The organism is Adlercreutzia sp. ZJ242 (genome assembly GCF_011038995.1).
In the GTDB taxonomy this organism is placed as follows: domain Bacteria; phylum Actinomycetota; class Coriobacteriia; order Coriobacteriales; family Eggerthellaceae; genus CAAEEV01.
This window is the reverse complement of sequence record NZ_JAAKEE010000068.1, coordinates 1-11,349: the sequence shown is the minus strand read 5'-3', so window position 1 is coordinate 11,349 and position 11,349 is coordinate 1. Positions and strand designations below refer to the sequence as shown.

Genomic DNA, 11,349 nt, shown 5'->3' with positions numbered 1-11,349 from the left:
CCCGCCGCGCTCCCAAGGCCGCCTGCGCCCGCCGCGCTCCCGGGGCTCGCCGCGCGCGCACCCGCAGCCGCGTCGCCCGCATAGGGGTCCCCCGCTTGGGCGTACTCCCCCACGAAGCGCGCCGCGCCCGCGTCCTGCCCGTTGAGCACGCGAAACGCCGCCACCGTGTCGCGATAGCGCGCTGAGAGCGGGTTCATGATGGGCATGTCGAGCCCCGCGCCGAACGCCGCCGCCAGAAACGTGGCGTTCAGCAGGTTGCGCTGGGGCATCCCGAAGCTCACGTTCGACACGCCGAGCACCGTGCGCACGCCGAGGCGCTCCTTCACGAGCGTCACCGCGCGCAGGACCTGCGCGATCTCGGCCTGGTTGGTAGCCGCCGCCATGACCAGGCAGTCGATGGCGATGTCGCAGCGCGGGACGCCCGCCGCCTCGGCCGCGCGCACGATGCGCTCGGCCACGCGCAGGCGCCCCTCGGCCGTGGGCGGGATGCCCTCGTCATCGAGCGTGAGTCCCACGAGCGCGCACCCGTAGCGCTTGGCGATGGGCAGCACCGCCGCCAAGCTCGCGCGCTTGCCGTTGACGGAGTTGATGAGCGGCTTGCCCGCGTACCCGCGCACCGCCGCCTCCACCGCCGCCGGGTCGGACGAGTCGATCTGCAGGGGCGTGGTGACGGTGGCCTGCAGCGTCTCCGTGACCGCGCGCAGGACCGCGGGCTCGTCGATGTCGGGCAGGCCCGCGTTCACGTCGAGGATGTCCGCGCCCGCATGCTGCTGGGAGACCGCCTCGCCCACCACGTAGTCGTAGTCGCCCGCGCGCAGGGCCTCCTTGAGCTTACTCTTGCCCGTGGGGTTGATGCGCTCGCCGATGACGGCCACCTGCGACGCGCCTGCGGGGAGCACCACCGCCTCCTGGGCGCTCGTGACCACGAACGCCTCCTCGGCACGGCGCGGCGCGGGCTTCCGGCCCGCCGCCAGCTTCGCCAGCTCGGCGACGAACGCAGGCGAGGTGCCGCAGCAGCCGCCCACGATGGAGGCGCCCGCCGCGATGAGCGACTCCATGGCGCGCGCGAAGTCGGCGGGATCCACGTCGTAGGCCGTCTCGCCGTCGATCAGGTGGGGCAGCCCCGCGTTGGGCTTGGCGATCACCGGGCAGCGGGCGAACCGCGCGATCTCGCGCACCGCGCCGGCGAGCTCGGCGGGGCCCAGCGAGCAGTTCACGCCCATGGCCGCCACGCCGAGCGAGGTGAGCGTCGCCGCCGCGACCGCCGGCGTGGTCCCGAGGAACGTGCGCCCGTCCTCGCCGAAGGTCATGGTGACGAACACGGGCAGGTCGCAGCCTTCCGCCGCCGCGAGCACCGCCGCCTTCGCCTCGCGCAGGTCGGTCATCGTCTCGATCACGATGAGGTCGCAGCCCGCCGCGTCCGCGGCGCGCACCTGCTCGGCGAACAGGTCGTACGCCGCCTCGAACGACAGCGTTCCGAGCGGCTCTAAGAGCGCGCCCGAAGGCCCGATGTCGCCCGCCACGTAGCGCGCGCCGGCCGCCCGCGCGTTCTCGGCCGCGGCGGCGAACACCTCGGCCACCGTGGCGCGGCCCTCGAGCTTGAGCGCGTTGGCGCCGAACGTGTTGGTGGTGACGAGCTCGGCGCCCGCCTCCACGTAGGCGCGCTGGATGCCCGTGATGGCGTCGGGATGAGTGAGATTGAGCAGGTCGGGGAGCTCGCCCGAGTCGGTGAGGTGCGCCGCCTGCAGCATGGTGCCCATGGCACCGTCCTCCACGAGGAAGGCGCGTCCCTCGAGCACCTCTTTGAGGTGGGCGTCCTTGATGCGAAGCTGGTTGAGGTCAGCGGCCATGGCAGGTCCTTCCTTGGGCGTGAAGCGTGCAGACGGGCGCGAGGCGGCAGGTCGCGCAGCTGCGCGCCGAGGGGACGGGTACGGCGGGCCCGCCCTCGGGAGGAGCGAAGGCGCGCGGGGCGCCTTCGGCGCATCCGGCAGATTCGGGCTCGGGCTCGGCAGAGTCACGCGGGACGCCCTCGCCGCGGGGCCCTCCCGCCGCATCGGCGCAGTAGAGCCCCGCCACCGCCGTGATGCTCTTCGCAGGCACGAGCAGATCCCCGCGCGTCACGGAGATGCCGAGCGCGCGCCCCGCGCCGAGCGCGTCGAGGAAGGCGCGCTGGATGCCGAGCGGCAGGTCACCGTAGCCGGGACTGAAGCGCGCGCCGGCGCGCAGACCGCGCATGCGGGCACGCTCCTCCACCAGGCGCGAGAGCTCGTTGGCCGCGTCCTCCACGAGCGCCGAGGCGCAGGCGTCAACCAGAAGCCCGTCGGTGGGGTTGAGCGCGGCCTCGCGGCGCAGGATCGACTCGCTGCCCAAGCCGAGCGTCACCGCCATGAGCACCACCTCGCACGCGCCCGCCAGATGATGCGCCACGTCGTAGCCCTCAAGCTCGAGCGCGCAGCCGCGCAGGCGCACGCCGCAGGGCGCGCCCTGCTCATCGCAGGCAAATGACTCCAGGGGGAAGGCGCGCGCCATGCCCGAGGGCGCCATGCCCTCGCACAGCGCCGCCGCACGCTCAAGGCGCGCTGCGAGATCGGGGCCGAGGTCCTGGCCCGCATGCCCCAGGTAGCTCAACGCCTCCGCCACGTCGACGCGGGCCTCAAGGCGCATGCTCACGCCCCGCAGAAGCCCGCTTGGCGCAGCGCCCGCGTCGTCGACTCCGCGATGTCGGGATGGTTCATCGAGTACACGTGCACGCCCGCCACGCCGTGCGCCGCCAGGTCGACGAGCTGCCTGCACGCGTACTCCACGCCCGCCTGGCGCAGCGCCGCGGGGTCGTCCTCGTGCTTCGCCAGGAGCTTGATGACCGGCGAGGGAAGCGACGCGCCGCACAGAAACACCATGCGCGAGATCTGCGACTTGCTCATGAAGGGCATGATGCCGCAGGTGATCGGCGCCGTGACGCCCGCCGCGTCCGCCGCGTCGAGGAAGCGGTAGATGCACTCGTTGTCGAACGCGAGCTGCGTGACGAAGAAGTCGGCGCCCGCGTCCTGCTTCGCCTTCAGGTGCTCGATGTTGAGCGCGTCGTCCTCGCAGGTGATGTGCCCCTCGGGGTAAGCTGCGGCGCCCACGCAGAAGCCCGCGTCCTTGAGCAGCGGGATGAGGTCGGCCGCGTAGCGGAAGCGCGAGGGCTCCTGGCCCTCCGTCAAGTCGCCGCGCAAGGCGAGCACCGTGGTGACGCCGCGGGCGCGCATGTCGGCGACGGCCGCCTCAAGCGACGCGTCAGTGGCGCTCACGCAGGTGAGGTGCGCGACGCTCGGAATGCCGAGCTCGTCTTGGATCATGGCCGCGATGGCCGTGGTGGCCTGGCCGTTGCCGCTGCCGCCCGCCGAGTACGTCACCGAGATGAAGTCGGGGGCGACGCGCGCGATGCCGCCCGCCACCTCGCGCGCGGCCTCGAGCGTGAGCTCCCCCTTCGGCGGGAAGATCTCGAACGACACGGGGCAGGCGCGGCTTTGGAATATGTCCTTTACGTTTCTCATGCGGATCATTATACGGTGACCGCACGCGAGCGCATGCCTTCGCGCCGCATTGCGGATGCTTTGAATTTGCGAAAGCGTGCGTTCTGTTTCACCGATGGCTCACGCGCGCTCAGGCTGCCCGTGGCGCGCCGAGCGGCGAAAGGCGCGCACGCGCAGGAAGCTGCCCTGCGGGACGGGCGCGTCGAGCCCCTCGGCCTCGAAGCGGTAGGCGCTGCACGAGCGGTTGGCCACCGGCACGGGGACGGGCGCGGGGGCCGGGTCGTCCTCGGTCGGGTCGGGCAGCCACGTGAGGCTGCGCACGCGCACGGTGCGGACGGGCGCGTGCGGGCTCAGCACCTCGAGCTCGTCGCCCTCCGCGAAGCGGTTGCGGCAGCGCGCGAGCAGGCGGAAGGGGGCGGTGCCCTCGCGCGCGGACGCGGCCTCGGCCGCGGGCGCCGTCTCGCGCGCGGCAGCTGCCGCGGCCGTGCCCGCAGCCTCGCAGCCCGTCACGTCGGCCACGTGCATCGCCTCCTGCTCGTAGCCGTCGTAGGCGCACGCCTGCTCGGCCTCGCCGAAGTAGAACCCCGTGCCGTACGGGCGGTGCGACACCGCGTAGAGCTCGGGCATCACCTCGTCGGCGGGCGCGCCGTCGAGCGCGCGGCGATAGGCACCCACCACGGTGGCCACGTAGAACGCCTTCTTGTTGCGCCCCTCGATCTTGATCGAGTCCACGCCCGCGCGCGCGAGCGCATCGAGGTGCTCGATCATGTTGAGGTCCTTCGCGTTCATGATGAACGTGCCGCGGCCGTCCTCCTCGATGGGGAAGTGCTCGCCCGGGCGCTTCTCCTCCTCAAGCGTGTAGCTCCAGCGGCACGGCTGCGTGCAGTGGCCCCTGTTGCCGCTGCGCCCCGTGAGGTAGCTGCTGATCAGGCAGCGCCCCGAGACCGCCATGCACATGGCGCCGTGCGCGAACGCCTCGATCTCCAGGTCGGGCGGGGCGTCTTGGCGCAAGCGCGCGATGTCGCCGAGGCTCATCTCGCGGGCGCACACCACGCGCTTCGCGCCGAGGGAGTGCCACACGCGCGCGGCGGCGGCGTTGGCCACCGACGCCTGCGTGCTCACGTGCAGGTCCACGTGCGGCGCATGCTCGCGCGCGAGCGCGAACGCGCCCAAGTCGCCGATGATGAGCGCGTCGACGCCCGCCGCGTCGAGCGCGCGCAGGTAGGCCGGCAGCGCGTCGATGTCGTCCGGGCCCATGAGCACGTTGCAGGTGACGTGCACCTTGCACCCCGCCGCGTGCGCGAACGCCACCGCCTCCGGGATGTCGGCCAGCGCGAAGTTGGCCGCGCGGGCGCGCATGCCGAAGCGGTCAGCCGCCAAATACACTGCGTCGGCCCCGAAGCGCACCGCGGCGCGCAGCTGCTCCATGCCGCCCGCCGGCGCCAGAAGCTCCATGTTTCTCCTCTTCGCATTCATAGTGCGCCTATGATAGCAGCTTTTCCGCGGCCGGCCCCTCGGCTGCGGCGACGCAGCCAGCGAAGCCCGCCGCCGCGGCGACACAGCGGGGCCCAACGCCGCCGCGACGCAGCGGGACGTCGCAAGCACAATCGGCCCCTCAAGCGTGGCGCAGCAAAGCGTCCCGCCCCCTTCCGCAACCGGGTCAACGCGCTACCATGTGTAAGATGGCGAGAAACACGCGATCTGATACCAAGCGAGGCCCCGAATCAGCTTAAATGTCATCCAGGGCAAACACTGACCAGGGGTTTTCGACAGCTGCTCGACTATCGGAAACGCTGGCGACGCGAGCGATCCCCCAAAGCGGTATCAGATCGCGCATTTCTCGCTACTTCGCAAGCGAAAACATGCAGGGAGGGACGCCCATGACCAAGCATGGCAACATCGACGCGCTGCCCGAGGCGCAGCGCGAGGCCATCGTCACCGCAGGCGTGGAGGCGTTCGGCCGCTTCAGCTACAAGGACGCCCGCACCGAGGACATCGCCCGGCGCGCGGGCATCTCGAAGGGGCTTCTGTTCTTCTACTTCCGCAACAAGCGCGAGCTGTACCTGTACCTCATGGACTACCTGATGGAGAAGGCGACCGAAGTCGTGGTGGACGAGCGCTTCTGGGAGATCGACGACTTCTTCGAGCTTCTGCGCTACACCGTCAGCCAGAAGAGCGCCGCGCTCAAGCGGTTCCCCTACATGCTGGAGTTCACCCTCCGCGCGTTCTACCCCAGCCACCGCGACATCCGCGACGTGATGAACCGCTGGAACTGGGAGCAGGTCGACGTGCTGACCGACCGCTACTTCTCCCACGTGCGCCGCGACAAGTTCCGCGCGGGCATCACGCCGAACCGCGTCATGCGCATGCTCATCTGGATGGGCGACGGCTACCTGCACGAGAAGCGCGCCCTGCGCCAGCCCATCGACGTCGACGACCTGGTACGCGAGTTCGACGTCTGGCTCGACATGACGCAGCTGTGGGCCTATCGGCCAAAGTTCGCCGAGCGCCCTGCCGACGGCTTAGACGGAGTCTCGGATGACGACCTTGCCGACGGCTCGGGTGAAGCCTTGGACGACGGCCCCGCTGCCGGCTTGGGCGCTGACCCGGACGACAACGCGGACGGGATTCCGGGCGCTGATCCAGACGACGGCCCCGCCGCCAGCTCGGGCGCCTGACCCTGGCGCCGGGTCACACGCTGAGGTCGCGCCGCGCGAAGGCCGCAACGCCCGCCGCGAAGAGCGCCGCACCCGCCGCCGCGAGGACAAGCGCGCCCGCCACGGCAGCCGCCTCCCCCGCCACCAGCCCGTACGCGTCGTAGAGAGCGAACGGCGTCACGTCGCCGAGAAGATCGAGGCCCTCGCCCACGCCCGCGGCCATCTGCATGAGGTAGAACGCCAGGCACGCCCCGCCGCCTACGCCGAGCGCCGCGCCCGAAGGCGCGAACGCGCACGCCGAGGCGAACACCACGCCCGCCATGAAGAGCCACAGCCCGAAGAGCCCCGCGTTGGCGCGCACGAGCCCCGCGACGTCGAGCTCCCCGGGGAACAGCGCCTCCGAGCACGCCACCTCCGCGACGGTGGAGAGCACCAGCAGCGCTGCGAGCAGCAGCACGATGGCCGCCGCGAAGCTCGCCGCAAGCCGCACGCGGCTCATCGGCAGCGCGAGCAGGCACGCCAGGGAGCCGTGCTCGGCGGGGCGCACCACCGTCCTGCTCACCATCATGATGACGAGCACAAGCGGGAGAAGCGTGAGTATGAGCCCCTGCAGGTAGTTCAGCAGGAAGTCCGTGAGCGTGGTGGCCGCCGTGGCCATGCCGAAGGCGGCGAAGAGCTCAGGCATGGCGGCCATCATGGCGTCGAGGCTCTCGGCGAGCGACGGATCGAACAGGTAGACCACCATGACCGCGTAGAAGGCGATCACGACGAAGAACGCGCCGACGGCGGGCGCGTTGGCGCGCAGGAGGCGCCCTATCAGCGTTGCGCTCATGAAGCCCTCCCTTCCCCGGACGACGACGGGGCCGCGCGGTCCGGCGCAGGGGCGGAGGCGTCCCCGGAGGCGTCCCCGGAGACACGGGCGAAAGCGCCCTCGGAAGCGTCTCTGGGAACGCCCTCGGAGGCGCGATCCGGCGCAGGGGCGTCCTCGGAAGCGCAGGCAGCCCGCGCGTCCCACGAGCGCCCCACGTTGCCCGCGCCGTAGAGGTGCGCGAGCGTCTCCTCGAGCGTGAGGCTCGCGGCAGGCGCCTCGGACACGAGGCGGCCGCCGCGCACGAACAGCACCCGGTCGCAGGTGCGCTCCACCTCGCCGAGCAGGTGCGACGAGAGCAGGATGGTGGCGCCGCGGCGCTTCTCGGCGCGCACGAGCTCGACGAAGCGCTGCTGCATGAGCAGGTCGAGGCCGCTCGTGGGCTCGTCGAGCAGCAGCACGCGCGGCGCGTGCGCGAAGGCGGCCACGATGCCCACCTTCTGCTTGGTCCCCTTCGACATGCGCCCGATGCGCGTGCGCACGTCAAGCTCGAAGAAGTCGGCGAGCGCGCGCATGCGGCGCCGCTGCGCCTCGTCGGCGCCGCGCATCCGCGCCACGAACGCGAGGTAGCGCTTCGCCGTCATGTCCTCGGGAAGCGCCAGCTCGCCGGGAAGGTAGCCGAGCGCCTCCTGGATGCGCGCCCGGTCGGAGAAGCAGCGCCGCCCCTCTATGCTCACGCTGCCGGCGCCGGGGCGTATGAACCCCATGAGCGCGCGCATGGTCACCGTCTTGCCCGCGCCGTTCGCGCCGAGGAACCCCACCGCCTCGCCGCGCGCGACCGCGAACGTCACGTCGAACACGCCGCGGCCCCGCCCGTAGTCCTTGGTCAGGCCGCACGCCTCTATCACCGCAGGTGGTGCGCTCATAGCGCCCTCCCTTCCCCGCCTTCGGGAACGTCTTTCCAAGCTTCAGCTTACGCCGTTGACCCGTTTGGGGAAGACCCCTCGGCGAAAAAAGGCGGGCGACCCCATGGCCGCCCGCCCGAAGGAGGGGGATGCGCTCGCACGAGGAGCACTTTCGTGAGTTCTTGCGGACCCGCGCGCTGACGCCCAAGCCCGCAGGCGTCACGTCGCACGCCAACGCGCCTAGCGCGCGGCTGCCTGCGCCCTCAGGGCGCGCAAGGCGTCGGCTGGCACGTACGTCACCACGGCGCCGAACGCAGCCAGCACGAACAGCATGACCGCCACGAGCGGCGACGCGTCGAGCACGTGCACGCCCACGCCCACGATCGCCCACAGGAACACCGCCTGCATCACGCCGTCAGCGTAGCGCGAGCGCATGAAGTAGCCCAGGAGCAGCACGCCCGCCGCCAGAACGAGCGTGGAGAGCTCGCCGGCCAGCGGCACGCCCTCGCCCGCCATGCGCGTGGCAACGTGCGACGCGTTGGCGATGACCGCCACGGTAGTCCATGCCGCATAGAGGGAGATCGGCGCCCAGACGAGCGCAGCCATCGCGCGCTCGCGCAAGCCCGCGCCCGCCGGCGCGCCCGCGCGTCCCGCCGCGGCGTCACGGCGCACCGCGGCGTAGAGCGCCGCCAGGTCAACCCACAGCGCCGCGATGACGACGAGCGCAACAGCCGTCTGCCCGAAGTGGAAGAGCGCGAGCCACGCCACGTTGAGCGCGCAGCTGGCCACGAACAGGGCGGTCGCGCTGCGGCCGCCCGGGATGCCCTGCACGCCAGCCGCCCCTCCCCGGCCCGCGCGGCCTGCGCGGCCCGCGCGCCTAGTGCGCGTCGCCGGGCTCGTGCCCCACGTGGCGTACGCGAGCCACGCGAACAGCGCCAGGTAGATGGCGCCCCAGATGGCGAACACGTAGCCCGCGGGCGTGAACCACGCGAACACCTGGTTCGACATCTCGCTTGAGGTGGTGCCGCCGAGGCGCAGCGCCTCGAAGAGCCCGTTGCACAGCACCATGACCGCGTACGCGACCCACATGGCCGCCACGGAAGGCGTCAGGTAGCGGCGCACCCCGCGCAGCCACCGCGCCGCACCCGACGACGCGCGCGCCTTCCCCCGTGATGTCTTGCTGCTTCTCATAAGGCAACCTCCTTCGCACTAGGCGCCGAGGCGCCACGTCGTCTTGACTCAGACTCCCAGTGTAGAGGCGGCATGTGGAGGACGGAAAACGGCCCGCCCTCAGCCAGAGGGCGGGCCGTCAACGAAACCCAGCAAGGGGGATGAGGACGTGCCTTCCTCCCCGTATCGAAGCGCAGCGAAGCCGGCGTCACACCGCGCGCCTTCAGCGCCACGGGCGACAAGCGCGCCGGCGCTATCCCGCATACGTGACGCGCGCGCCCTGCGGCGTGTCCTCGATCACGAAGCCCAGGCCGACCAGGCCGTCGCGCACGCCGTCGGCGAGCGCCCAGTTCTTCTCCTTGCGCGCCGCCGCGCGGGCCTCGAGCAGCGCCTCCACCGCCTCGGCGGCGTCGTCGCCTGCGAAGCCCGCCAGGTCAGCCGCGAGCGTCACCACCTCGGCCGGGTACGCCGCGACCGCGTCCGCCTCGGCCGCCTTCGTCACGTCGACGCCGAGCACGCCCATGAGCTCGACCACCGCGTCGCGCACGCGCCGCACGATCTCGGCGTCCGCCGCGCCCACCGTGGCGTTGCCGAGCGCTGCGTTCGCTTCGCCCACCAGGCCGAACACGGCGCCGAGCGCCTCGGGCGCGTTGAAGTCGTCGTCCATCGACTCCGTGAACGCCGCGCGGGCCGCCGCCTCGGCCGCCTCGAGCGCCGCCACGTCGAGCGCGCCAGCGCCGGCGCCGGCGTCCGCCGCGGCGTTGTCCAGCTGCCAGTCCATGTTGCGCACCGCGTTCTCGATGCGCGTGAGCGCGGCCTCAGCCTCGGCCAGGCGCGCGTCGCCGAACACGAGCGGGCTGCGGTAGTGCGTCTGCAGCGTGAGCATGCGCAGCGCCTCGGGGCGCACCAGGTCGAGCGCCTCGTGCAGCAGCAGGAAGTTGTTGAGCGACTTGCTCATCTTCTCCGCCTCGCCCGTCTCGGCGTTGGCCACCTGCAGCATGCCCGAGTGCATCCAGTGGTTCGCGAACGAGCAGCCGTACGCCGCCTCGGACTGGGCGCGCTCGTTCTCGTGATGCGGGAACACCAGGTCAGCTCCGCCACCGTGGATGTCGAACGGCAGCCCCAGGTACTTGTGCGACATGGCCGAGCACTCGATGTGCCAGCCCGGGCGCCCCGACCCCCACGGGCTCTCCCACGACGGCTCGCCGGGCTTGGCCGCCTTCCACAGCGCGAAGTCGAGCGGGTCGCGCTTGCGGTCCTCGAGTCCCTGCCCGTCGGCGCGCAGCTCGCGGTGGCCGCCCTCCATCTCGTCGACGTTGCGGCCCGACAGCGCCCCGTAGCCGGGACACGAGCGCACGGCGAAGTACACGTCGCCCTCGACCTCGTAGGCGTGCCCGCCCGCGACGAGCTCGCTCACGAGCTCGATCATGGTGTCGATCTCCTCGGTGGCCTTCGGGCGTACTGTGGGGTCCTCCACGCCCGCCGCGTGCATGTCGGCGATGAACGCCTCGGTGTACTCGGCGGCGACCTCGGCGGCCGTGCGGCCCTCCTCGTTGGCGCGCTTGATGATCTTGTCGTCGACGTCGGTCACGTTCTGCACGAAGGTGACCTCGAAGCCGCGCCACTCGAGGTAGCGGCGGATGGTGTCGAAGGCGATGAACGTGCGCGCGTTGCCGATGTGGATGCGGTTGTACACCGTGGGGCCGCACACGTACATGCGCACGTGCCCCTCCTCGATGGGCTCGAAGTCCACCTTGCGGCGCAGCTTGGTATCGTAGAGCTTGATCATGGTCAGGTTCTCCTTGTGGTAAGCGAATGGCGAAATTGTAGCACGGGAAGCCCCACGACAAGAGAAGCCGCACGAGAACGGCCGCTGCCTCCGAAAAACGCAAGGCGGCGAGCCTCGCATGCGCGCATGCCCAACCAGCAGCGCCCGCAAGCGGAAGCTACCCGTCCTGCTCGTTCGCATATTTCTAACGTGCTTGCATAATTTGCATAAAATATATAAATTGCTTTATCTTGCATAATTTGCATATTAAGATGCATCATGAAGCGCAGAATGCGTCACCCGACTTTTGCAGCTGAGTAGCTGACCTTCTTTCGCATATTTCCTGGCCAGAGGCCGTTCTAGGCCTTTATTTTTGTCAAGCACTTATGACATTTTGCATTAGGTAATGTCATTGGTATGATATAATAGGGCAACATGTCCTCGCAGGTCAGGAGCGGGAAGTTGTTCGTCAAGAAGCAGAAGAGGAAAAACGGCCGTGTGTACCTGTCGGTCGTCGAGGGCTACC

9 protein-coding genes are annotated in these 11,349 nt (G+C 70.7%); 1 reads left to right on the top strand and 8 read right to left on the bottom strand.

Annotated features, from left to right (window positions below):
• The 4 genes from G7Y49_RS11230 to G7Y49_RS11215 all read right to left on the bottom strand — a co-directional run.
• On the bottom strand, positions 1-1,850 hold a 1,850-nt coding region (locus G7Y49_RS11230), incomplete at its 3' end, for a homocysteine S-methyltransferase family protein (RefSeq protein WP_165173862.1).
• Positions 1,840-2,670: a hypothetical protein gene (locus G7Y49_RS11225; protein WP_165173860.1), complete on the bottom strand. Its 831-nt coding sequence runs from the start codon at positions 2,668-2,670 to the stop codon at positions 1,840-1,842. The genes G7Y49_RS11230 and G7Y49_RS11225, both read right to left, overlap by 11 nt.
• Positions 2,667-3,536, bottom strand: a complete 870-nt coding sequence (locus G7Y49_RS11220; RefSeq protein ID WP_206214683.1) for a methylenetetrahydrofolate reductase — start codon at positions 3,534-3,536, stop codon at positions 2,667-2,669. The genes G7Y49_RS11225 and G7Y49_RS11220 overlap by 4 nt, the downstream gene beginning before the upstream one ends.
• Positions 3,537-3,635: 99 nt before the next feature.
• Positions 3,636-4,970: a U32 family peptidase gene (locus G7Y49_RS11215; protein ID WP_241157399.1), complete on the bottom strand. Its 1,335-nt coding sequence runs from the start codon at positions 4,968-4,970 to the stop codon at positions 3,636-3,638.
• A 425-nt stretch (positions 4,971-5,395) separates the two neighbouring features.
• On the opposite strand from G7Y49_RS11215, the gene G7Y49_RS11210 reads away from it, so the two are divergent.
• Positions 5,396-6,193 carry a TetR/AcrR family transcriptional regulator gene (locus tag G7Y49_RS11210; protein ID WP_206214682.1) on the top strand — a complete coding sequence of 266 codons (798 nt, stop codon included), beginning with the start codon at positions 5,396-5,398 and terminating at the stop codon, positions 6,191-6,193.
• A gap of 13 nt (positions 6,194-6,206) precedes the next feature.
• Here the strand turns inward: G7Y49_RS11210 and G7Y49_RS11205 are convergent, their stop codons facing one another.
• The 4 genes from G7Y49_RS11205 to cysS all read right to left on the bottom strand — a co-directional run bounded on the left by G7Y49_RS11205 (position 6,207) and on the right by cysS (position 10,844).
• Positions 6,207-7,004, bottom strand: coding sequence for a hypothetical protein (locus tag G7Y49_RS11205; RefSeq protein ID WP_165173854.1), 798 nt, complete (start codon positions 7,002-7,004; stop codon positions 6,207-6,209).
• The gene (locus G7Y49_RS11200; RefSeq protein ID WP_206214681.1) at positions 7,001-7,906 is read right to left on the bottom strand and encodes an ABC transporter ATP-binding protein; all 906 of its coding nucleotides are present in this window, start codon (positions 7,904-7,906) and stop codon (positions 7,001-7,003) included. Before G7Y49_RS11200 ends, G7Y49_RS11205 begins: the two co-directional genes overlap by 4 nt.
• A gap of 219 nt (positions 7,907-8,125) precedes the next feature.
• Positions 8,126-9,076 carry a TspO/MBR family protein gene (locus G7Y49_RS11195; protein WP_165173852.1) on the bottom strand — a complete coding sequence of 317 codons (951 nt, stop codon included), beginning with the start codon at positions 9,074-9,076 and terminating at the stop codon, positions 8,126-8,128.
• A gap of 232 nt (positions 9,077-9,308) precedes the next feature.
• Positions 9,309-10,844, bottom strand: coding sequence for a cysteine--tRNA ligase (cysS, locus tag G7Y49_RS11190; protein WP_165173850.1), 1,536 nt, complete (start codon positions 10,842-10,844; stop codon positions 9,309-9,311).
• Positions 10,845-11,349: the final 505 nt, after the last annotated feature.

What these genes read in the sequence shown, in the direction of transcription:
- G7Y49_RS11205 (WP_165173854.1), bottom strand. Translation starts at nt 7,004, where the DNA reads ATGAGCGCAACGCTGATAGGGCGCCTCCTGCGCGCCAACGCGCCCGCC.
- G7Y49_RS11210 (WP_206214682.1), top strand. Translation starts at nt 5,396, where the DNA reads ATGACCAAGCATGGCAACATCGACGCGCTGCCCGAGGCGCAGCGCGAG.
- cysS (WP_165173850.1), bottom strand. Translation starts at nt 10,844, where the DNA reads ATGATCAAGCTCTACGATACCAAGCTGCGCCGCAAGGTGGACTTCGAG.
- G7Y49_RS11200 (WP_206214681.1), bottom strand. Translation starts at nt 7,906, where the DNA reads ATGAGCGCACCACCTGCGGTGATAGAGGCGTGCGGCCTGACCAAGGAC.
- G7Y49_RS11215 (WP_241157399.1), bottom strand. Translation starts at nt 4,970, where the DNA reads ATGGAGCTTCTGGCGCCGGCGGGCGGCATGGAGCAGCTGCGCGCCGCG.
- G7Y49_RS11220 (WP_206214683.1), bottom strand. Translation starts at nt 3,536, where the DNA reads ATGAGAAACGTAAAGGACATATTCCAAAGCCGCGCCTGCCCCGTGTCG.
- G7Y49_RS11195 (WP_165173852.1), bottom strand. Translation starts at nt 9,076, where the DNA reads ATGAGAAGCAGCAAGACATCACGGGGGAAGGCGCGCGCGTCGTCGGGT.